The 23472-nt window shown below is 41.5% G+C and carries 22 protein-coding genes, 3 tRNA genes and 1 pseudogene; 13 read left to right on the top strand and 13 right to left on the bottom strand.

Annotation, left to right across the window (positions count from 1 at the left end; genetic code table 11):
- Positions 1–99: 99 nt before the first annotated feature.
- From tpiA to F927_RS17210, 13 genes and pseudogenes are all read left to right on the top strand, one after another.
- A complete protein-coding gene (gene tpiA, locus F927_RS09120) occupies positions 100–891 on the top strand; it encodes a triose-phosphate isomerase (protein WP_005083849.1) in 792 nt (263 codons plus the stop codon).
- Between the two features lie 12 nt (positions 892–903).
- Positions 904–1233: a preprotein translocase subunit SecG gene (secG, locus tag F927_RS09115; protein WP_004637686.1), complete on the top strand. Its 330-nt coding sequence runs from the start codon at positions 904–906 to the stop codon at positions 1231–1233.
- Positions 1234–1294: 61 nt separating this feature from the next.
- Positions 1295–1379: transfer RNA gene (locus F927_RS09110), tRNA-Leu, on the top strand.
- A 43-nt stretch (positions 1380–1422) separates the two neighbouring features.
- A tRNA-Met gene (locus F927_RS09105) sits at positions 1423–1499 on the top strand.
- Between the two features lie 87 nt (positions 1500–1586).
- Positions 1587–1663 (top strand) — tRNA-Met (locus F927_RS09100).
- Between the two features lie 205 nt (positions 1664–1868).
- Positions 1869–2393: a ribosome maturation factor RimP gene (gene rimP, locus F927_RS09095; RefSeq protein WP_005083847.1), complete on the top strand. Its 525-nt coding sequence runs from the start codon at positions 1869–1871 to the stop codon at positions 2391–2393.
- Positions 2394–2430: 37 nt separating this feature from the next.
- Positions 2431–3915 carry a transcription termination factor NusA gene (nusA, locus tag F927_RS09090; protein ID WP_004637688.1) on the top strand — a complete coding sequence of 495 codons (1485 nt, stop codon included), beginning with the start codon at positions 2431–2433 and terminating at the stop codon, positions 3913–3915.
- Positions 3916–3925: 10 nt separating this feature from the next.
- Complete coding sequence (gene infB / locus F927_RS09085; protein ID WP_005083845.1) at positions 3926–6628, top strand: translation initiation factor IF-2; 2703 nt, start codon at positions 3926–3928, stop codon at positions 6626–6628.
- Positions 6628–7026 (top strand): ribosome-binding factor A, encoded by a 399-nt coding sequence (locus tag F927_RS09080; RefSeq protein ID WP_004637691.1) that lies wholly within the window; start codon positions 6628–6630, stop codon positions 7024–7026. Before infB ends, F927_RS09080 begins: the two co-directional genes overlap by 1 nt.
- Before the next feature lie 195 nt (positions 7027–7221).
- Positions 7222–7659, top strand: a pseudogene (locus tag F927_RS16850) (hypothetical protein); the annotation flags it as partial.
- A gap of 5 nt (positions 7660–7664) precedes the next feature.
- Positions 7665–8006, top strand: a complete 342-nt coding sequence (locus F927_RS09070; protein WP_005083842.1) for a hypothetical protein — start codon at positions 7665–7667, stop codon at positions 8004–8006.
- Positions 8007–8277: 271 nt separating this feature from the next.
- A complete protein-coding gene (locus tag F927_RS09065) occupies positions 8278–9036 on the top strand; it encodes a hypothetical protein (RefSeq protein ID WP_017394648.1) in 759 nt (252 codons plus the stop codon).
- 25 nt (positions 9037–9061) lie between these two features.
- Positions 9062–9205: a hypothetical protein gene (locus F927_RS17210; protein WP_004637695.1), complete on the top strand. Its 144-nt coding sequence runs from the start codon at positions 9062–9064 to the stop codon at positions 9203–9205.
- Between the two features lie 263 nt (positions 9206–9468).
- Here F927_RS17210 and F927_RS09060 read toward each other — a convergent pair whose 3' ends face one another.
- The 13 genes from F927_RS09060 to F927_RS09000 all read right to left on the bottom strand — a co-directional run bounded on the left by F927_RS09060 (position 9469) and on the right by F927_RS09000 (position 23440).
- Positions 9469–9834, bottom strand: coding sequence for a Na+/H+ antiporter subunit G (locus tag F927_RS09060; protein ID WP_005083838.1), 366 nt, complete (start codon positions 9832–9834; stop codon positions 9469–9471).
- A gap of 11 nt (positions 9835–9845) precedes the next feature.
- Positions 9846–10121 (bottom strand): monovalent cation/H+ antiporter subunit F, encoded by a 276-nt coding sequence (locus tag F927_RS09055; RefSeq protein WP_004637697.1) that lies wholly within the window; start codon positions 10119–10121, stop codon positions 9846–9848.
- Positions 10118–10645, bottom strand: coding sequence for a Na+/H+ antiporter subunit E (locus F927_RS09050; protein ID WP_004637698.1), 528 nt, complete (start codon positions 10643–10645; stop codon positions 10118–10120). Before F927_RS09050 ends, F927_RS09055 begins: the two co-directional genes overlap by 4 nt.
- A complete protein-coding gene (locus F927_RS09045; protein ID WP_005083836.1) occupies positions 10645–12456 on the bottom strand; it encodes a monovalent cation/H+ antiporter subunit D in 1812 nt (603 codons plus the stop codon). Before F927_RS09045 ends, F927_RS09050 begins: the two co-directional genes overlap by 1 nt.
- Entirely contained in the window at positions 12456–12824 is a 369-nt protein-coding gene (locus tag F927_RS09040; protein WP_005083834.1) for a Na+/H+ antiporter subunit C, read from the bottom strand. The genes F927_RS09045 and F927_RS09040 overlap by 1 nt, the downstream gene beginning before the upstream one ends.
- 1 nt (position 12825) lies before the next feature.
- Entirely contained in the window at positions 12826–15669 is a 2844-nt protein-coding gene (locus F927_RS09035; RefSeq protein WP_005083831.1) for a monovalent cation/H+ antiporter subunit A, read from the bottom strand.
- Between the two features lie 246 nt (positions 15670–15915).
- Positions 15916–17298 carry an AAA family ATPase gene (locus F927_RS09030; RefSeq protein WP_005083829.1) on the bottom strand — a complete coding sequence of 461 codons (1383 nt, stop codon included), beginning with the start codon at positions 17296–17298 and terminating at the stop codon, positions 15916–15918.
- 114 nt (positions 17299–17412) lie between these two features.
- Complete coding sequence (locus F927_RS09025; protein WP_005083827.1) at positions 17413–18921, bottom strand: UvrD-helicase domain-containing protein; 1509 nt, start codon at positions 18919–18921, stop codon at positions 17413–17415.
- Positions 18922–18930: 9 nt separating this feature from the next.
- Entirely contained in the window at positions 18931–19698 is a 768-nt protein-coding gene (hisIE, locus tag F927_RS09020) for a bifunctional phosphoribosyl-AMP cyclohydrolase/phosphoribosyl-ATP diphosphatase HisIE (protein WP_005083825.1), read from the bottom strand.
- A gap of 91 nt (positions 19699–19789) precedes the next feature.
- Positions 19790–20170, bottom strand: coding sequence for a VOC family protein (locus F927_RS09015; protein WP_005083823.1), 381 nt, complete (start codon positions 20168–20170; stop codon positions 19790–19792).
- A gap of 25 nt (positions 20171–20195) precedes the next feature.
- The gene (locus F927_RS09010) at positions 20196–21512 is read right to left on the bottom strand and encodes an FAD-dependent oxidoreductase (RefSeq protein ID WP_005083821.1); all 1317 of its coding nucleotides are present in this window, start codon (positions 21510–21512) and stop codon (positions 20196–20198) included.
- 210 nt (positions 21513–21722) lie between these two features.
- Positions 21723–22520: an ABC transporter ATP-binding protein gene (locus F927_RS09005; protein WP_004637708.1), complete on the bottom strand. Its 798-nt coding sequence runs from the start codon at positions 22518–22520 to the stop codon at positions 21723–21725.
- Positions 22521–22531: 11 nt separating this feature from the next.
- Entirely contained in the window at positions 22532–23440 is a 909-nt protein-coding gene (locus F927_RS09000; protein WP_005083819.1) for an ABC transporter permease, read from the bottom strand.
- Positions 23441–23472 lie beyond the last annotated feature (32 nt).

Below are 23472 nucleotides of genomic sequence, written 5' to 3'. Positions count from 1 at the left end.
TCTGATTTAAATTTAAACAATAGAAAAAAACTGAATTTTATAAAAATCCGTGTAAAATATGCAGCATTTTTGAGAAATTAACATTAAGGTAGGCGAAGTATGTCGAATTCGACTATTACCCCATGGGTTGTCGGTAATTGGAAAATGAATCCAATGCATGCGAATGCTGTCCAATTAGTACAAGAATTTAAGCAGTTATTACAACAGCAAGACATTGATCCTACAAAATGTCATATCGGCGTTGCACCGATTTCAATCGCATTAACTCAAATTCAAACTCAGTTAAAAGATGCTGCTCGACCGATTTATACGGTAGCACAAGATGTTTCTCGTGTTGCTGGAATAGGTGCTTATACGGGTGAAGTCAGTGCCGAGCTTTTAAAAGATAGCGCAATTGAATTTGTGTTGGTTGGGCATTCTGAACGCCGTGAATTATTTGGTGATGATGTTGCAATTTTAAAAGCAAAGTTACAAAACGCTTTGAATGCGGGTTTAACCGTGATTTATTGTGTGGGTGAAAGTTTAGAGCAACGTGAGCAGGGACTTGCTGAGCAAGTGGTATTGCAACAAATCTGTGATATCGCGCCTGTTGTGCAAGCAGAACAGTGGAAAAATGTTGTGATTGCTTATGAGCCGATTTGGGCGATTGGTACGGGTAAAACTGCTTCACCAGCAGATGCGCAGGCCATGCATGCTAAAATTCGTGAAGGTTTGAAGCAAATCACATCGTCGGGTGCAAATATTGCAATCCTATATGGTGGTAGTGTAAAAGCAGAAAATGCGGTTGAGCTTGCGGCTTGCCCAGATATTGACGGTGCTTTGGTGGGTGGTGCATCTTTAAATGCACAGTCTTTTTACCAAATCGCAAAAGCATTTGCACAAAGCAAATAACGAGGAATAGAGATGTATAGTTTTATACTCGTTGTACACATTATTTTAGCAATTCTGATTATTGCTTTGGTCTTAGTACAACAAGGTAAAGGTGCTGAAGCAGGAGCATCATTTGGTGGTGGCGGTGCGGCGACTGTATTTGGCGCTTCTGGCGCTGGAAACTTCTTGACACGTTTGACTGCAATTTTTACGGCTATATTCTTTGTGACCAGTCTTTCATTGGCTGTCATGGCGAAAAAAAGTACGACGGATGCGTATAGCTTAAAAACTGTTCAAAGTTCTAGCTCAGTTCCAGCTGCATCGACTGAAACTTCATCAAATGCACCGAAAACGACAGAATAAGTCGAATTAGCACTTTCCTTTTTTGAATTAAAGGAATAGAATGCGTCCCACAAAGAAAGCTGCGGTGGTGGTGGAATTGGTAGACACGCTACCTTGAGGTGGTAGTGCTTTCGGGCGTGGGGGTTCAAGTCCCCCCTTCCGCACCAAGCTTAATAACCAGTAAGTTTGGTGTATGCAGTGATTTGTTGATGCGGGATGGAGCAGTCTGGTAGCTCGTCGGGCTCATAACCCGAAGGTCGTTGGTTCAAATCCAGCTCCCGCTACCATTTGATTAAGGTGCAACTTAATCAAGCAATGGTGAAGAAAACTCAAATTGACTTTTTTTCATAATTGTATATAATTTTGCACGTTGATGCGGGATGGAGCAGTCTGGTAGCTCGTCGGGCTCATAACCCGAAGGTCGTTGGTTCAAATCCAGCTCCCGCTACCAAGTTTCTAAAAAGAGGCTCACAATAAGGTGGGCCTTTTTGCACAGTGGACTTCAGTTTTCTGTGTAACATAGGGGCGGTTACGCCCTTTTTTATTGGTTGTTTAGCTATCGTGTAGTGTCGATATGAGCCGGATACGGCGCAAGATCAAATTATCGTGTTCACTATACGGTTATTGATTGGCTCGCATGAGAGCAACGAGAGTAAATGAAACTATCAAATAAATCTCAAGCACTATTTGATCTAATCGCACCAGCGGTTGCTGCCTGTGATGTAGATTTGTGGGGAATTGAATTTCTACCACAAGGTAAACGCTCATTACTACGCATTTATATCGATAAAGCGATCGATGAAAATGCAGAACCAGTTCTGAATGAAGATGGCGAAGTTGAAGAAGGGCGAGGTATTGGTGTTCAGGATTGTGTACTTGTGACACAACAAGTGGGTGCTATGCTGGATGTCCATGATCCGATTTCAGGTGAATATGCTTTGGAAGTCTCTTCACCAGGTTGGGATCGTCCATTCTTTCAGTTGTCACAAATGTCTGGGTATATTGGACAACAAGTTGCTTTACGATTAATTGCTGCTGTCGAAAACCGTCGTAAATTCCAAGCGAAGTTACTTTCTGTTGATCTGGAAAATGAAATGATTCAGGTGGAAGTAGAGGGTGGTCAAGTGCTTGAAATTGATAGTCATAATATTGATAAAGCAAATTTAATCTATCAAGACTAATATTAACTTAATTTTATAAGAAATCGGTAGGTGACTTATGGGCCGTGAAATTCTTACCGTTGCAGAGACGGTTAGTAATGAAAAAGGTGTTAGTCGTGAGGCGATCTTCCAAGCATTAGAGCAAGCCCTAGTTGCAGCGACGAAGAAAAAGTTTTACGAAAATACACATGCAGAAGAAGCTCAACTCCGTGTTGAGATTGACCGTAAAACAGGTGATTACCGTACATTCCGTCAATGGACTGTTGTTGCTGATGAAGATCATGAAATGCCTGCATGCCAAGATGCGATTTCTGATGTAGACCCTGCACAGTGGTCGATTGGTGATGTGCGTGAGCTTGAAGTCGAATCGATTGAATTCGGTCGTATTGCTGCACAAATTGCAAAACAAGTGATTGTACAAAAAATTCGTGAAGCTGAACGTGCGTTGGTTGCGGATGCGTATGAGTCAAAAGTTGGCGAATTGATTTATGGTGAAGTGAAAAAGCAAACTAAAGATGGCTTTATCATTGATCTAGGTGACAACGCTGAAGCGTATTTGGCACGTGAAGAAACCATTCACAAAGAAATCTTGCGTCCTAAGCAACGTATCAATGCGATCTTATATAATGTAAATCGTGAAGGTCGTGGTGCACAGTTATTACTGTCACGTGCTCGTCCTGAAATGTTGATCGCGTTGATGAAAAAAGAAATTCCTGAAATTTCTGAAGAGATCATTGAAATCAAAGCGGCTGCACGTCAACCAGGTGTACGTGCTAAAATTGCTGTCAAAACCAATGATCACCGTATTGATCCAGTGGGTGCATGTATTGGTATGCGTGGCACACGTATCCAAGCGGTACAGCAAGAACTCAATGGCGAACGTATTGACGTGGTGGTATGGTCTGACGATCCAGCGCAGTATATTGCAAGTGCTTTAGAGCCGGCAGATGTATCAGGTATCGTGCTTGATGAAGATGCACGCAGTGCAGATATCATTTTCGCGACCAATGATCAGTTAGCGCGTGCGATTGGTTCGCAAGGACAAAATGTTCGTTTAGCATCTGAGTTAACGGGTTATAAACTCGACATGATGTTAGAAGAAGAGTATCGTGCTCGTCAGCAAAATGAAGCACAACAATATCTCGATATGTTTGTATCACGTTTAGATATTGAAGAAGACTTGGCAATGGCGTTGGTTGAAATGGGCTTCACTTCATTAGAAGAGATTGCTTATGTACCAGCAGAAACATTTGATGAGATTGAGCTTGATGCCGATCTAGTTGAATTGTTGCAGAGTCGTGCGAAAGAAGCTGCTTTAACGGATGCGTTGAAACAGCAAGAAAATATTCAAGAGCCAAGCGCAGAACTTCTCGGTATGGATGGTATGACCACTGAGATTGCATATGCATTGGCGGCACGTGGTGTGATTACAGTTGATGACTTGGCTGACCAAGCAACTGACGATATTTCTGATATCGAAGGTTTAGGGCATGACAAAGCGGGTCAATTGATTATGAAAGCACGTGAATCATGGTTTAACTAGGAGATAATAGATGACGGACAAGTCGATTCAAGAGTTAGCGCTCAGCGTAGAACGTCCTGTAGAGAAACTCCTAGAGCAGGTTCGCGAAGCAGGTCTACCACAGCGTAAAGCAGATGACATTATTACCACTGAACAGCAAGATACTTTGGTCAATTATTTGAAAAAAGTTCATGGTCAAGAAAGTGGTAACACAGGAAAGATCGCGTTGAAACGTAAAACAACGAGTACTGCTAAAGTAACCAGTACATCGGGTAAAGCAAAAAGCATTAATGTTGAAGTTCGTAAGAAGCAAGTTTTTGCAAAGCCAAATCCAGAATTAATTGCTGCAGAAGCAAAAGCGCGCGCAGAAGCGGAAGCAAAAGCACGCGTAGAACAGAGTTCACGTGCAGAAGCTGAACAAAAAGCACGTAATCAAGCTGAACAGAAAGCCAATGCAACGCTAGAAGCAATGCGTGCGGCACACACTTCTGATAGCGCTACACAAGCACCTGCTAAAACTGCAGTGGTTGTGAAAAAGCGTAACAGTGATAAAGTAATTAAAGCACCTGTTGTGAAACCAACAGAAACTGCAGAGCAAAAGAAAGCACGTGAAGCACAAGCTGCTCAGTTGAAAGCGACTGAAGAAGCAGTACGTCGCAAAGCGGCTGAAGAAGCTCAACAGCGTACACTTGAACAGATGCGTAAAATGGCATCGAAATATTCAAGTGATGATGCAACGACTACGATTCGTGTGATTGATGATTCACCATTGGCTGCTGGTCTTGTTGGTCAGGCTTATGAAGATTCATTCAATCAAGAAGACCGTGAAATCAAACGTGGTGGCGCGAGCAACACACGTGGTCAAAAGAAAGGTCGTAATAATCAAGAAGAGCAAAGCTTTAACCGTACACATCACAAACGTGGCTTAAAAACCAGTCAGTCAAACAAACATGGTTTTGAAAAACCGGTTAAGAAACAAGTTTATGATGTGGAAATTGGTTCAACGATTGTTGTGGCTGATTTAGCACAGAAAATGGCGGTTAAAGTCCGCGAAGTCATCAAGATGCTCATGAAAATGGGTGAGCTTGTCACTCAGAACCAATCGATTGACCAAGATACAGCAGTATTGGTAGTTGAAGAGTTAGGTCATAACCCAATTCTAGTTTCTGATACGCAAGCAGAAGATAACTTGCTTGAAGCGGCTGAAGAAGCACGTGGCGAGCAAACTACTCGTCCTCCAGTGGTCACCATCATGGGTCACGTCGATCATGGTAAAACGTCATTATTGGATCGTATCCGTCGTTCTAAAGTGGCAGCGGGTGAAGCAGGTGGTATTACGCAGCATATCGGTGCTTATCATGTTGAAACTGAGAAAGGAATTATTACTTTCTTAGATACTCCAGGACACGCGGCGTTTACTTCAATGCGTTCACGTGGTGCCAAAGCGACTGATATCGTTGTTCTTGTTGTCGCTGCTGATGATGGTGTAATGCCACAAACAGCTGAAGCCATTGATCATGCGCGTGCTGCTGGTACGCCAATCATTGTTGCAATCAATAAGATGGATAAAGAGTCTGCTGATCCAGATCGTGTATTAAATGAATTGACCACCAAAGGTATCGTACCTGAAGAGTGGGGCGGTGATGTTCCAATCGCTAAAGTATCAGCACACTCAGGTCAAGGTATTGATGAATTACTTGATTTGATCTTGATTCAATCTGAGTTGATGGAGCTTAAAGCTTCTGCTGAAGGTGCTGCACAAGGTGTCGTCATCGAAGCGCGTGTTGACAAAGGTCGTGGTGCAGTAACTTCGATTCTTGTACAAAACGGTACATTGAACATTGGTGATCTTGTATTGGCTGGTTCATCTTATGGTCGTGTACGTGCGATGTCTGATGAAAATGGTCAACGTATCACGACAGCTGGACCATCTATTCCTGTTGAAATCTTAGGTTTACCAGAAGCGCCAATGGCGGGTGATGAAGTTCTTGTCGTGAATGATGAGAAGAAAGCTCGTGAAGTGGCTGATGCGCGTGCTGACCGTGAGCGTCAAAAACGTCTTGAGCGTGCAAGCGCAATGCGTTTAGAAAACATCATGGCATCGATGGGCAAGAAAGATGTTCCAACTGTGAATGTTGTGCTTAAAACTGATGTACGTGGTACTTTAGAGGCATTGCATGTTGCGCTAGATGAACTTTCTACTGATGAAGTGAAAGTACGCGTAATCGGTTCAGGTGTTGGTGCGATTACTGAGTCTGATGTGACGCTTGCTGAATCTTCAGAAGCAGTATTGTTAGGCTTCAACGTACGTGCAGATAACACAGCACGTCAGAAGTCTGATCAAGATGGTATTGATATTCGTTACTACAGCATCATCTATCAATTGATCGATGATGTAAAAGCGGCAATGAGCGGTAAGCTTGCTCCTGAACATCGTGAAACGATCTTGGGTGTTGCGCAAGTACGTGAAGTGTTCCGTTCTAGCAAGTTTGGTGCAGCGGCAGGCTGTATGGTGATGGAAGGTGTGATTCACCGTAACAAGCCAATCCGTGTCTTACGTGATGACGTGGTTGTGTTCCAAGGTGAACTTGAGTCTCTACGTCGTTATAAGGACGTGGTTGAAGAAGTTCGTGCTGGTATGGAATGTGGTCTTGCTGTGAAAGGTTATAACGACATCAAAGAACTCGATAAGATCGAGGTTTATGATGTCCAATTGGTTAAACGGAGTCTTTAATGGCGGGTAGCCAACGCTTAAAGCGCATGGCGGATTCGGTACAACGTGAGTTGTCTGAGCTGATCCGTCAAGAGCTTAAAGATCCACGTCTGGGTGGTCTAGTGACCATCTCAGCCGTGAAAGTTAGTGCTGATATGGGATATGCTGAAGTTTATGTAACCGTAATGGGACGTGAGCTTGGTGATGATCAAAGTGAAGCAGCGAATAAAGAAACTTTAGATGTATTGAATAAAGCATCAGGTTTCTTGCGTCATGAATTGAGTCGTCGTATTAAAACCCGTATCACACCTCGCTTGCGTTTTCACTATGACAAAACCAATGCTTATGGCAATTATATGTTTGGTTTGATTGCTGAAGCTGTCAAGGATTTGCCGGAACAAGAGCAAGATAAAGAATAAGTTTAAAAAGCCACCTTCGGGTGGCTTTTTAATACATGAGTTTTTGGGGATGACTGATAAATTGTATTTTTAAGAAAATTAAGAATAATTAAAGAGAATGAGTACTCATTTAAAAGAAATTTTGCTATCTAAATCAAAAACATATACAGACTGATTTGTATGAAAAAGAAGTAAGTCAGCGTAAAATATTGCAGAAGAAAAGCTGAAACAAATGTCAATGAAAATGAATGGCGTACATCTCAAGTCCCAATCTTACAACTGAAACTTCCGTATTCTTTTATTGCAGATGAAGTGGTGTATTCACTCAACTACCGCAAGAATCCGCTACCAGATACAATCTTTGGTGGACGTTTTCTGATGCACATTTGGCCTCGACCACTAATGTGGGCATTTGAATGGCATGATACTTCAAAGGATTTAATTCTAAAACGAGGTGAACCTTTATTTTACTGTCAGTTTGATAGTTATGATCCATCACGCACGATAAAACTGCTACAGGCTGAGAAAACACCTGAACTTATGCACTATATGGATCAAATTTCAGGTGTGGTGAATTATGTCAATCAAACATTTAGTTTATTTAATGAAGTGGAAAAGGTTAGACCTAAGAATTTGTTAGCAAATAAGAAGTAAAATTTATGCGTAGTGGATTAGTAAAGAAAATTCTATTTAGTTTGATTGTACTCGGTGTGATTAGTTTTGAGTTTTTTATTGTTTATGCCATACATTTTAGATCTTATGAATTTTTAGGTCTTTGGGAAAGTTTTGGCATAGAACAAACACAGTGGTCTAGATTTGTGTTTGATACAGCACGATTTTGGTGGTGGTTACCAAAAATGAGTGTAGTTTTATGGGTATATACATTAAAAAACTTTCAAATAAAAACTGTGCTACTGACCCTAATATTTAATCTACTTATTATTTTTTCTTTGCTTTGGGCAATATATGAACCTACGATGATAATTGATTTATCTAAATAGTTATAAGCTTAGAGGAGTGAGTATAAATGAAAATAATGGTATATCAGTAGTACGTGTCGATGTGTTTAGAAAATAGACACAAGTTGATTCCTATTTATATTATATCTCATTGCCATCTGCTCAATTCGCCTACTTTATCTAATAGATAAATAAAGAAAGTTTAATGACCAATTAATTATAAATTAATTAGTGATTAAATTTAAGAGGAAGTGATATGTATAAAACGAAAATACTTTTATTAAGTATAATTTTATTATTCCAAGGAGCATGTATGCAGAAAAAAGAACCTCCGTATATACCACAGGAGGGTGAAGTTGTGACATGGAAACAAAATAATCATTTAATTGTTAAGGCTAAACTTGGAGAAAGAAGAAAACATATCGTTAATGAACATTGTCCTAAATGTGAGCGAGATTTCTACAAACCAGAACGAGAGCATTATCTAGGGCAGTTTCCGATAGATTATAAGCCTGAAAAATTTTCAGAAATCAGTGTGGTAGAAGCAGAGAGCTTACCACTACCATATTCTGATGGACAACTTGAATTTGATTTAATACTTAACGGTTCGACTGTACAGGCAACGGATCGGAGTATATATAGTGAACAAGGGTTAGATAATAAAGATCAAGTCAAAGTGAGGATATTTAATGAAAAGTTTAATAGCCGAACTGTGGATGTTTATAAGAGTTATCAGGACTCAACCAAAGATTCAAATTTTGATATGGTAGAGGCAAAAAGGTGGAGTGAACAGTATGGTGTAAATTGCTGGTTCTTTTCTAAAACAAAGAGTTTGAGATGTTATGGTCAATCTAGTCATGAAAAATCTATGGGTATTTTATTTAAACACATGGGAGGAGAAGGAAACTGGATATTTGCAGAATCATGGGAGCCTTTATATGGAGGTATTACAATCAGATGGAATATAGATAAACGTAACTTCCATCGTTGGAAGGATGTAGATGCTGCAATATGGCGACTACTTGAAACATGGAATGTATCATCATTACATAAAAATATCGAAGAAAATTAATTTTTAAAATTTAAGGAATATAGATGTGAGTATACAATTAACAGATGTACAATTAAGAAAAATAAAAGAATTTATTGAAGTTTTGGGAAATGAAAAACCAAACTATGCAGGTATGTATCAATATATTTATGATGAAATTTATAGATTACCGCCTAAAAGAAGCGATTAGATCATTTATTCTTTTAGTGCAAGATACTTATGGTGTGTTAGTTAAGAGTATGAATCATAATATTTATTGCTAATAGTTTAACTAAAGTTGCGAATCTTGCTAATAGATTGTGGGTTAATATTGATGATTTTAATAAAATAGCAGAGTCTTTGAATCCAAGGTACGACAGTGGATACGTAAAAAAAGTCTCTTGTTTTGATATATCTGAAATAAAAAGACCAACTAAAGTTGGTCTTTTTTGACTTAGATTCGTTTGTAAAAGATTAATCTTTTTTGCGACGATAATGCTGCCAAGGAAGCGGGCGATTCAAGGCTTCAGGGACGTCTCCACTATTTGAACGTAAGCGTAAATGGATTGCTGCTTGTGCCATTAAATTTGCAGATACAGGTGCTGTGATAAATGCAAAGAAGGTAATCAGCAATTCAGCAGCGCCAAAACGACCATGAGCAGCACCGAATACCATTGCTGCAATCAAAAAGCTACCTAAGCCCAATGTACTTGCTTTAGTTGGTGCATGAAGACGCATAAATAAGTCAGGTAAACGAATCATACCAATTGATCCGACCAACATAAAAAATGCGCCAAATACCACAAAAAAAGAAATGATGATTTCTAGGGTAAGTTGCATTATTTATCTCCTTAATCAATCACATGCCCGGTTGTGAAATAACGAGCAAGTGCAGCGGTAGAAACAAAACCAAGCATTGCAACCAAAAGAGCGCCTTCAAAGAAATTGGTACTGGCCCAGTAAATTCCTAATAGTACAATAAGACATGTCGCATTGAGGAATAATGTGTCCAGTGCAAGCAAACGATCAATCACAGACGGGCCTGCAATTAGACGGATCAAACACATGAACATGGAAATGGTGATTGTAATCAAACCAATACCCAGTGCATACGGTAAAATAGTCATTTGCTCGCTCCCTCTGGTATCTTCGCGCTGAAGATTTCAATTAAAGGCATTTCATAACGCTTTTTAATTTCTTGAACATCAACCTCTGTATCCTCACAGTTAAGTGCGTGAACAAGAATATCACCACGTTCTTGATCGATTCCTGCAGAAACCGTACCTGGTGTCGTGGTGATAATCATTGCGAGTAAAGTGTTGACTTGTTCATGTTCAGTGTCTAAAGGAACACGATACCATTTGGGTTGCAATTTTTTCATTGGACCCAACACCATTCTTGCGACACGGAAATTTGAAATCACAATATCCCATAGCACCACAAAGAACAGTTTGATTGCTGCTCCAAACTGAATACGCGGGGTGTAGGCGATAAAAGGTCGCACCAACACTGGAATGATTACGGCTAATATGAAGGCAAATGTAAGACTCGATATATGCACGCTATTTGCCAACATTAACCAACTGACAAAAACCAAGCACGAGACAAATGGATGTGGAAAACAACGATGAAGCAAATTAAGTTTTTGCATTAGTGTTCCTCCATTGGCTTGAGCTGGGCTTCATTTGGAATCGTAGGAGCTTCTAAAATCTGTTCAGCAATTTGACGTTGCTTATACTCAGAAATATGTTCGCCTTGTAAGCTGGCTTTTGAAATCACATCAGGGATGAGTATCGCATTGTGATCTTCAACTTCACCGCCATATTTTGTTTCAGGAATATAGCTTGGATCAAAAGGTTGTACGCTGATCGCGCGTCCTTGAGAATCCTTTTTCAAGATGGCTTCATTATAAAGTGCGTGGTCTTGAATTTGCTGTGCTGTCGCAACGGCATATTGCTGAATTGGTGAGGCAAATACCACATATGCCATCAAACCAGCGAGTAATAGATAAATGGCTTTATCATTGCGGTTTGGTGCGACCTCTGGTAGTGCCAAATATTCAGCATGTGCAGGCTCTTTCGGGTTCTGTTCAGGTGCGCTCGCACGCCAGAAAAGAATGAAACCGACACGGGTAAAGGCAATAATACTCAGTAAGCTCACGATCAATACGATGGCAATAATCCACGCTTGATAAGGACTTTCTGCTGTTGCTTGCAATATAAAAACTTTACCTAAGAAACCACTAAATGGTGGTAGACCCGCCATCATGAGTGCAATCGTAAAGTAGGTAAATGCAGCCGCTTTTTCCTGTTTCATCTTTGGCGAGACTTTTAAGTGATCTTTGAATGCTCCTCGTTGAGAAGTGATCCAACCACAAAACAGGTAGAATGCAGCAGCAATTAACGTACTGTGAACAACATAGTACAATGCGGCTGACCATGCTTGCGTATTAAACATCGCAATTGCAATCAAGAGTGTACCAATTGACGACAAGACCATAAAGCCAACAAAGCGGCGTAAACGATCCGCGCCGAGTGCACCAATTACCCCATAAATCGAAGTAATTAGACCAATTACCATTAAACAGTTCTTAAAAATACTTTGTGCCATGGCATCATCAAAGACCGTGCCATTTACACGTAAAATGGCATAAATTCCGACTTTGGTCATGATGGTAAAGATCGCTGCAACAGGCGTGCTGGCAACAGCATAAGTTTTTGGTAGCCAAAATCCAACAGGAAGCATTGCGGCCTTAATTCCAAACACCACAAACAAGATTAAGCCACCAGCAATTGCTAGTTTATGTTGATCGCTATCTAAAGTTGACATCAGGCGACCAACATCCGCCATATTCAAACTTCCTACGCTGCCATAAATCATTCCTAAACCAACAAGGAAAAGGGCAGAGGCGAGTAAGTTGATTGTGACGTAATGAACACCGAGCTGAAAACGTTGACGACCTTGACCATGCAACAGGAGTACATACGACGCCATCAATAAAATTTCGAAGAAGACAAATAGGTTAAACAAGTCACCTGTTAAGAAGGCGCCTGAAATCCCCATAAGCAAGAAATGGAACATGGCATGGAAATAACGACCACGTGTATCCCAGTTTGCGCTGGCATACCACAGCACAGGTACAGCAAGTGCATAGGTCAACGCCAACATAAATGCGGATAAGCGATCAAGGACCAATACGATACCAAATGGTGCCGACCATTCACCCATCTGGTAAACGGTGATTTGTCCAGTATTGGCAATCACTAAATAACTTAGTGCTGTGATCAATCCTAAAATAACAGAAATCAGACTGATGCCACGTCGCCAAGGTTGTCGCCAATCTTGTTTTAAAGACCCTGAACCAGGATTGCCCAATATTAATAACAAAAAGCTCGTAAAAGCAGGAATTAAGATACTAAGAATTGGAGTATGAGTCTGCCAGAAGTGGTAGAAATCAAACATTATGGCTCATCCTCACGTGGTTCATAAGTCAAGGTTGCTTCTTCTTTGGAGTCAACATGGTCTGACCCCGACTCATAGCGACTGCGTAAAGCAAGTTGCACGATAAATGCTGTTGTCGCAAAGCCGATCACAATAGCAGTGAGTACGAGTGCTTGTGGTAAAGGGTCAGAAACTCTTGCCGTTTCAGTCAGCACGGCAGGTGCATTGACTTGGGTTCGTCCCATTGCAAATAAAAATAAGTTAACGGCATAGCCAATCATGACCAGCCCGAGAACCACAGGGAATGTTCTAGCACGCAGAATCAGATAAATTCCGGTCGCAATCAGTAAACCAATTCCAGAAGCGAGTAAAAATTCAATACTAAGCATATTATTTGTCTCCACTTGGGATTGGTCCAGACATACCAGAGTGACGTGAGTCACCTAGGACCGAAATCAACAGCATGGTGGCACCGACTACGGTGATATAAACCCCTAAGTCAAATGGCAATGCAGAAGCTAAATGCATTTTTCCAATCAATGGTGGCTCTACGTAGATATGTGCGCTGGTGAGGAATGGGCGTGCCCAGAACCATGCACCAACACCTGTCAAGCCAGCAATCATTAAGCCTGAGCCAATCCAAATTTCGTACAAACGCCCAGATTTGGCTTTAAGCATGCGTTCTGTTTGATCCTGCCCCAACGCAATATACTGAATAATGATTGCCATTGAGGTGACTAGACCTGCAATGAATCCGCCTCCTGGGTAGTTATGCCCACGCAGAAAGATGTAGACACTGATCACCAAGGCAAGCGGTAAGATCCACGACGCTGCAATACGTAACATGAGCGGAGATGGATTGAAACGATAGGTAAGACCTTGAGTCACGGTCGTACCATGCGCACGCATACCATCCATGAGACATAAAGCACCAATCGCAGCAATACCAAGAACAGCAATCTCACCGAAGGTATCGAAACCACGGAAATCGACGAGAATCACGTTGACGACGTTAGAACCGCCTCCTAGTGGGATGGATTGCTGTAAGAAGAACCATGAGATTGAATTATGTTCGCGGGTAAGCAATAGCCACGTAATCCAACCAATGCCTAAACCACCTGCAATTGCAAGACTCGCATCTCTCCAACGACGTGGTCGGGTAGATTCATACGGTGTTAACTGCGGCAATAAAGACAAGCTCATTAACAATAGAATCGTAGTAACGACATCTACCGTGATTTGGGTTAAAGCTAGATCTGGCGCAGATAAACCGATAAACGCCATTGTCACGACTAAACCGACTGCACCACTGATCAGAATGGCTTTGATCCGTTCGTGATGGAACCACAACATCATCCAACAGCCAGAGAACAGTATCAACCAAAGCACGATCGCTGCCCAAGGTGCGTGATTAAGCTCACGCGTACCTGTGGTTAAACCTTGATTGAACAAAGGTATTGCGACCATCACAATGCTGAACAGTACGATTAAAAGTAGATAGAGCTGTAATGAACCAGTCTCAGTTTTTTGTTTGATTTTACGGCTTGTGAGTAATAAATGTTTTAGGAACAGTTCAAATAATACTTTTCCTTGCCATTTACCCAAATGAGGATCCAAATCAATTTTGCGAATACGGCCATCTTTCGCGAGTGCAAAATAAAAGATCGTACCACCGACGAGAGCGATTAAACTCATAATTAACGGCGCATTCACACCATGCCAAATCGCCAGATGTGTGCCAGCAAACTCAGGTTGAGCTAAGCTTGCGCGTGTAACGCTATTGACAAAGGTTTCTGCCAGCAGTGCAGGGAAGATACCCACCAAAATACAAAGCACAGCAAGAATAATGGCAGGTAAACGCATACCAATATGAGGCTCGTGAGCATCTTTATGCGGAACTTGTTTACCAATCTCGCCATCGAAAAACACACCATGGACTAAACGGATTGAATAACTCACCGCAAAAATACCGGCAAGAGTTGCAATCACAGCTGAAACCAACATGACTGGGCCTGACAAGTTTGCCAATAACTCAGTAAAGAACATTTCTTTGGAAAGGAAACCATTGGTCAGCGGAACGCCTGCCATTGATGCTGCTGTGATCATGGTCAGTGTTGCGGTAAATGGGAGTAGTTGCCAAATCCCACTGAGTTTACGCAGGTCACGTGTTCCTGTTTCATGGTCAATGATACCCGCAATCATGAACAATGCTGCCTTAAAGGTTGCATGGTTGATGATATGGAAAATGGCAGCCGCAACTGCAAGGGGCGAACCGATACCGAGTAGGCACACGATCAAACCTAAGTGACTGATGGTGGAGTATGCCAAGAGACCTTTTAAATCTTCTTTGAAAATGGCAAAACCAGCAGCCATACAGAGGGTAAACAGACCGACAAAAGTTACGATATTGTGGTACAACGCTGCACCAATAAAAATAGGTGCTAAACGAGCGAGTAAGAAAATACCTGCTTTAACCATCGTCGCTGAGTGAAGATAGGCCGAAACAGGTGTTGGTGCAGCCATCGCATTGGGTAACCAAAAGTGAAATGGGAACTGTGCGCTTTTGGTAAATGCACCAAGTAAAATCAGTAATAAAGTTGGTACGAAGAGTTCATGCTGTTGAATCACATCTTTCATCAATACCAATTGATCGATTTGGTAGGTTCCTGTGATTTGTCCCAATAGAACAAAACCACCTAGCATTGCTAGACCACCCATACCTGTAATAGTAAGTGCCATACGTGCGCCACGTTGAGCTGCATCGTATTGACTCCAGTAACCCACCAACAAGAAGGACGAAATACTGGTAAGTTCCCAAAAAACCAACAATAAAATGAGATTGTTAGAAAAAGAAATCCCCAACATCGCTGCCATAAACAACATCAATAATTGATAAAGTTTACTCAGGGAGTTTTTAGGACTGAGATAATAATAGGCATATATAAAAATAAGGGTGCCGATACCGCTAATCAGCAGACCAAACAATAAACCTAAGGCATCTAGGCGGAAACTTAAATTAATACCTAACTGTGGTAGCCAATCCCAGCTTTGTAGTAAGGCATTGCCTTGAAGAACTGTTGATGCCTGAGTTAACAGTAAAATAAAACAACTCAGACTGATGCCAATCGCCCCAATCGCAGCCATGCCACGTGAAATACGGTGCAAGTATGGGATTAGGGTGGTGCCGAGTATGAGCGGTAATAAGATAATAATCGGTAGCACACTGGTATCCATGGCGATGATATAGGTCAGAAACCTAAGGGTGAAATTTATTCAAGACTTACAGGCGTTCAAAGAGAATGCCAAAGCTTTAAATCTTGAAGCCCAATCAAGTTAATAGAGCAGTAAGTCGTATTGCGCAACTTAATAATAAAAAGCGATTTATCTTACTATAAAATGAACAAAAAAGATTGGCTTATTACACGAAAAACACAGATCAATAGGTAAAAAAATATGCCGAGCGGTTGGATTTTTTGGTAATTAAGAAGAGCTTCGTTGCGGTGTATCGTCGATTCTTAATAAATTGAGTAACTCACTTTTTTCTTGTGGGTCAAGCTCTTGAATTTGATTAAATAATGTATCCACTTTATTGGACGGTGTCGCTGCCTCTAGTAAGTTCGGATTGGGCGGTTCAGTTGGCTCTATGGGTTGGTATAATTCGTTATAAAGTTCAGAAAATTGCTGTTGGGACTGTTCTAAGTCGATCGGGAAAATTTCCTTCATATCGAGTTGTAAGCATTGATAATGCAAGGCGTGCTCAAGTAACTCATCACGATTGCCTGTGGCAATGATTTGCAGACGCGGGAATGCTTGATGTAAGCGCTCCAATATTTCAGCACATAGATTTTGATCGAGTTGTGTATCAATTTGATCAATCAACAAAATGCCTTCACCCTCTAAGCATGGTTCAAAACAATTTTGGTTCAGTAAGCAGAGACGGCGACTAATATCCCCGACGAGAGCGATCAATGTCTTTTGTGATGCTGATAGCTGCTGGAATGGTAGTACCTGATCGTCATAACGAACCATCAGTTGTAACTTTGGCACATATTGAACGTAGATATCTTTGAGTTCTGGAAATACAGTGGTTAAGCTTTTTTTAAGGGCGTATAAGTTGGGTGCAGACAGTTGTTTGGGGTGATTCACCAGTTCCTGCTGTAATTGTTCCAACATCTCAGATTGATTATGTTGGTTAAAATCATTGCCCATTAAACGTCTGACGATATGAGCCGAGTGAGCATTTTCAACATCACTAATTTCCCTAAACCATTCGAAGAAACGTGAAAAGGTGGTGTAGGGGATGGCGGTCAAGTCATAGGCTGACATTTTTTGTAAGATGCCCGGTACATTTTTACTTTGTAAATTTATCTCTTGTACAAAACGTTCAGCAGGATAATAGGCAATCAAAGGTAAACCAAAAAGTGGGTCTTGTTGATTGGTTTTTTGATATAAGCTTACCATTTGATCGAGTTGTTGGGTTTCTACTTGGCTAATTCCAACACCTTGATTATTATAAGTTTTAAAAAGCTTCCAGATACAGCTCTGAGTGTTAATAGCTTGTGCTGAGCTACTCTCGGTTAAGTTGCTGTTTAGCTCACTGCTGAGTTGGACTTGGATTTGGACTTTAGCTTGTAATCGAGTCAGCATGATGTCTTGGTCTGCAATCACCACACCTGCCGTCCGAATATCTTTATAGCGTGCTGAGAACCAAGACAGGGCATGATAGATATTTTTTAAAACTGTTGTTTTGCCTGTGGCTTGATCACCCAAGATTAAAGTGATCGGATGTTGTGCAGGAAAAAATTCAAGTTTTAAATCACGAAACATACCGACATGTTTAAATTGAACCGATTCGATTTGCATATGCTCACCTTGGGATCTATGGTTTTCTTCAACCAGCGTTGCCTGATCAGCTAAAACGACATAAACAAGGCATGAAGCGCAGGTAATCTAAACAGACCCGAGTCAAGTGCGCTTTTAACCTGCGGACTGACGAAGAGTTGAGGGAGCGCGTTGTTTTAGCTTTAATTGTTGTATTAAGTCATAAAGATGATGGATATTTAAACTTACTTTAGCACGAGTACAGGCCACGTAAAGTAATCTTAATTCTTCATCTGTAATTTTATGTTCTAGTCCATTTATTTTAAATTGGTAATCATCTTCGATATGAACGCGATTCCACTCCAATCCTTTCGCTTTATGCGCGGTTGAAATCACATAATCCGCTTGTTCAATTGGAGTGATTTTTGCCAAAGCTCTTTTGAGCGGTTCAGTTCCATGATCATCGACAAGTTTAACCAGCGGTTTGATATCACTGCCATCATTGGTTTCGCAGTATTCATGTACATCATGCCAAGAGTTAAACCAAGCCAGCTCAGGGACATCTGTGATGCGTTTACCTTGTTTAAGCAAACTGGCAGCATCAACAAAACGACTCAGCTTCTGATGATCGGCTTGTAGACTGACTTTATCTCCATGTACCAAACCGGACAGTAATAATTCCATGGCTCTAGCATTGGTACGGCATAAAATCGCATCACGCATTTTGGTATGTGGTTTATTGACCACGCTTGATTTCATGTTTGGATTGCCGAGCAGCGGAACCGTTTCGTTTAACGCACCCAGTAGGCAATTTGCTACATCAGCAATTGCCTCACCAAAACGAAATGATGTGGTCAAACGACTTTCATGTAATGGCATCTGTTGCATTGCATTGACGGCGCCACGCCATGCATAGATTTGTTGATGTGCATCACCAACATAAATGACTTGTGTACTTTTCTGGCGTAATAAAATCCCCAGCATCAGTGGGTCAGCATCTTGAGCTTCATCAAACAAGACATAGTCCGCAGGGATATTGGGTTCTGAAAGAGCCCAAAGCTTTAGATAAATATCATGTCCAATACCAGCTTGATGATTCTGATCAATTGATTCTAACCAACGACGTTCTACCGCAGGGTAAAGGTGCTGTTGTAATGCTTCGATATCATCTTGGTGTAACCAACTGGGTGCTTGGATATGGCGAGGTGCTGGGTATTGTGAACTGGTCGAGCAAAAATAACTGACAGCATTGGCAACGAGGCTCGCAAGTCGACTTGGCATCAGTACATATTTTTCATAACGCCCGCCCATGAGACGACGAAGAGTAATCGGCTGTAGGCGATATTCTTTGGCAATAAAACTTGGACTTAGGCGTGGTAAGCGTAATTTGTCGGTTACACCACGTGGCACGCTGCGAAAGGCAAGAGAGTGAAAAGTTCTGCAATTCACATTGCCATGAAATTTGCTTTGCGCTTCAGATGCGATGGCTTTATTAAACGCCAAGTACATACCACGCCGTTCAGGCATGGCATCACTGATCATTTGTAAGGTGGTGGTTTTACCTGTGCCAGCATACGCAATCACTTTAAAGGATTGTCCTAGGCGAGCATTGTCTATGGCAATCGCTTGCTCATAGGTGGCTTTGGGTTTTTCGATAGTCGACACAGGCTCTCGTTACGCTTCTTTGCTACGGTTGGCTTTTTCAACAAGGCCAGATAGTCCTTGACGGCGAGCCAGTTCATCCAATACTTCTTGTGGTTCAAGGTCGAAATAACCAAGCATAACAATACTATGGAACCATAAGTCTGCAACCTCATAAATCAGGTCATGCTTGTTTTCCAATGAGGCTTGGATAGCATAGTCTTTGGCAGCAATAATGCTTTCGACGCTTTCTTCACCGACTTTTTCTAATATTTTATTGATGCCTTTTTTATACAGGCTGGCGATATAAGAATTATCTGCTTCGGCTGTTTTACGCTGTTGCATCAAACGACCCAAATAAGCAAGTACATCGACTTGTTCATTTTGATTGTGCGTATGGGTTTCTGTTTTAGCAGATGCACCGTAAATAGCAGTTGGATCTTTCAGTTGAGCATCAACAACTTCCCAGCCTTGTGGCGTGAGCTTACGATAGAAACAAGACTCACGACCTGTGTGGCAGGCGATTCCACCATGTTGTTCAATTTGCAGAATAATTACATCCGCATCGCAATCCAAACGAATTTCATGCACTGTTTGGAAGTGTCCTGATTCTTCGCCTTTGTGCCACAACTTTTGACGTGAGCGTGAGTAATACACTGCCTGATTTTTTTCAGCAGTTAGTTGTAAAGCCTCACGATTCATCCACGCAACCATTAACACTCGACCAGTTTGATGATGTTGTGCAATCGCAGGAACAAGACCATTGGAATCAAATTTAACTTCATCTAACCAGTTTGACATGAGTGAAAATCCATTTGGTGGAAAGCCGTTAGTGTAGCGTTTGTGGCTATGGTTGGCTATGCTTATAGGGTAAAAAGTCGAAGATAGAACGTTAAAGATAGTTCGAGATTTCAATCAAATTCTGATCTGGATCACGCAGGTAAATGGATAAAATTTTTCCCATTGCTCCAGTTCTTTCGATTGGACCTTCAATAATCTCAATATTCAGCTGTTGCAGATGTTCAATCACTTTTTCCAGTGGTGTTTCAGCAATAAAACATAAATCGGCAGAACCCGCAGTTGGTTGAAATGCCTTAGGTTCAAACGCTTTGCCCACTTGATGCAGATTGATTTTTTGATTGCCAAATTTTAGTGCTTTACGGTTTTCGGCAAAAGTAATGACTTCAAAATTCAGGCCTGATCGATAAAACTGACAGGTGATTTCAATATTAGCGACGGTCAAAACCAAGTGGTCTAAATGGCTAATTTTCATATTTAATTCAACTCTCTTTATTTCTTTATTCACATTCAGGTAAGGATTGATTGTTTGTAATTAAACGATTTTCATGGCGTTGATACTCAGCAATTTGCTGATAACTCATTTGTTGAAGAGGTCCTTTTTTTAAGCCTGAAATGGTGATTGCCATTTCTTTACGGAAATAGGGGATTTGATACATCCACGGGAAAATCAAGTCACGTAAACCACCCGCCCACCAGTGATCTGACTGATAAAGTGGTGTCAGCAAACGGCTGAGAAATTGATAGAACTGGGTCGATGAGCTGCGTTGTAGATGATAGTGTTGCCACAATATCGACCAGTCAATTTGCTGATTTTTCTTGGCAGTTTGTAGCGATTGCGAAAAAGCCCATGCATCTAACAGTGCCATATTGGCACCCTGTCCGAGTTGTGGACTCATGGCATGGGCTGCATCCCCAATCACACCAATTCGACCTTGTCCAAATTGTGACATCACTACATCACGATATTGTGCGGATAACCACTGCGGTTGATTTTGTTCCTTCGATACAAGCTGCTTGAGCCATTCTGCGACTTCAGGCCAACGATCTGAGACTTGTTTTAACCATTGTTGTTTTGCAGATTCATCTTTTAGGAACGATTGTAGTTGCGATGTTGGTAGGCTCCAAAACACACTGGAAAGCCGTTGTTGTGGTGCGGTAGGAACAGCACCAGTAGGAAGAATCCCCATCATAATTTTAGCGCGATCATAAAACTGATGTAGGATTTCAGGATTTAAGCTTAAACATTCAGGTACGATTGTCCATGCGGCGCCCCAAGGATAAGGCTGATCGATTTTAACCCATGCTTTGGGGCGAAGTTGGCTGCGTGCACCGTTGGCAATCAATACAGCGTCAAAACAATCATCAAAACGGTGCTGTTTGAATAAACCCAATACTCGAACCTCGTTTTGTTGCTCTTGGATTTTTTCAATACAATGGCTCATTCGCCAAGTCACTTGACTGGAATATTCAGCCAACTTTTCAGTTAAGACATGACATAAAGTGGCACGATGAATCCCGAGACCAAAACGGTGAGCTTCGGCTTGATGATAATGACTATTTACCAATAGACGCTTATCGGCAAGTTGTCCTTCTAAACCTATGACTTTTGCACCGAGCTTTAAAGCTTGATCAAGGATGCCAAGATGTTCAAATACAGCTAAACCCGCGGGTTGTAGCAGTAAACCTGCGCCAACAGGAGAGAGTTGATCCACCTGTTCAAAAATAGTGACTCGATGACCTTCACGAGCCAGTAAAATGGCTGTCGCTAGTCCCGCAGTACCAGCACCAATAATGGCAAAATGAGCTGTGTGCATGTATGTTTAAATCAACTTTTTGCGTCGTTATCTCTGTAATTAAATAATAATTTTGTCTTATGGTTGGTTAGGATGCCGTATTTGAATAGTACTGGTTTTAATAGAGAAGTCAAAGTCTCGCAATAGATAGATATAGCGCGCATTACAAAAAAGCCTATATGGCACGTCTTATAAAGACGCATCATACAGGCATATCTAAATCAGTAGATACTAAGCTTCAGCATGTTTATGCTTATGATGCAAGAAAGCAAGTACTTCACCTCGATAATGATTGAATTGCGCATCTTCAGCTAATGCGAGACGATCACGTGGTCGGGGCAGATCAACTGTTAAAATATCACCGATGGTTGCCGCAGGACCATTGGTCATCATCACAATTCGATCAGATAGTAGCACTGCTTCATCCACATCATGTGTGATCATGATCATGGTGTTATTCAGCTCAGCCTGAATTTGCATGAGTGCATCTTGTAGGTTGCTGCGCGTGAGGGAATCCAATGCACCGAACGGTTCATCAAGCAATAAAACCTTGGGTTTCATGGCGAGGGCACGCCCAATCCCGATACGTTGCTTCATGCCGCCTGAAATTTCATTGGGTAATTTGTCTTTAGCATGCAACATATTGACTTGATTAAGATTGTGAATAATCCAGTCATGGCGTTCGGCTTTGGTCATCGTGGTTTTGAATACCGAATTCACTGCAAGCTCAATATTTTCATAGCAGCTTAACCAAGGCAGTAACGAGTGATTTTGAAAGACCACAGCGCGATCACTGCTTGGAGAGTTGACTTCTTTACCGTCGAGTAGAACCACTCCTTGAGTGGCTTGGTATAATCCCGCAACGATATTTAAAACGGTTGATTTACCGCAACCTGAATGTCCAATTAATGAAACAAACTCGCCTTGATGAATGTCTAGGTGAATATCCTGTAAAGCCGTGAAGGTTCCACCACTGTCTTTTTCGAACACCATATCGAGATGTTGTAAAGAAAGATATGCTGTACTCATGAATGAACTCCTTAGCGCGTGGCAAGTGATTTGTCCCAGCTAAAACGGCGTTGTAGCATGAGCATAATGCGATCGAGGGCAAAGCCAATAAGGCCAATAGTAATGACTGCGACAAAAATTCGTGAGGTAGAGAGACTGCTGCCATTTTGGAACTCATCCCATACAAATTTACCCAAGCCCGGATTTTGAGCGAGCATTTCCGCTGCAATCAGTACCATCCAACCGACACCGACGGATAAGCGTAAGCCTGTAAACACCATCGGAATAATGGCTGGCAATACAATTTTGGTGAGATGGGTATACCACGATAAATTCAGCACTTTACTGACATTCATAAAATCTTGGCTAATTTGCCCCACACCGACCATAGTGTTAATGAGGGTAGGCCAAATGGTGCACATGGCAACAGTGATGGCTGAAATGACAAATGATTTTGATAGCCCTTCGATTGGGTGGACATATAAAGAGGCCACCAATAGGCTCACGATGGGTAGCCAAGCAAGTGGGCTAATGGGTTTAAAAATTTGAATCAGTGGATTTAAAGCGCGATAAAAATTAGGACTGAGCCCACAAAGTAAACCGACTGGGATTGCAATCATCGAAGAAATGAGACATGCAGTGAGAACTGTCTTTAAGCTCGTCAGAATTTGATCAATAAAGGTCGGTGGCGCGCTAAAGATTGCGGTTGATCCTTCTGGTAAATTGGCATAAAAAGTTTTAGCAGCTTCGCGCTGATTAGAAAACTCGGACATTAGCCCTTTAAAAGCATTTAACACTTCAACGGGACCGGGTAGATTGCCGATATTGGTTTGGATTTGTTGAGATGCACCTTGCCACACCCCGAGAAATGCAAGAATTGCAATAATCGGAAGGACGATACTGAGAATAGAGTGACGTGCCTTTACTGATAATTTTTTCATGAAAATTCCCCCTATAACATCAATTTAGATTT

The organism is Acinetobacter haemolyticus CIP 64.3 = MTCC 9819 (genome assembly GCF_000369065.1).
GTDB classification, from domain to species: domain Bacteria; phylum Pseudomonadota; class Gammaproteobacteria; order Pseudomonadales; family Moraxellaceae; genus Acinetobacter; species Acinetobacter haemolyticus.
The sequence above is the reverse complement of the archived record's forward strand: the minus strand, read 5'-3'. Positions and strand labels throughout refer to the sequence as shown.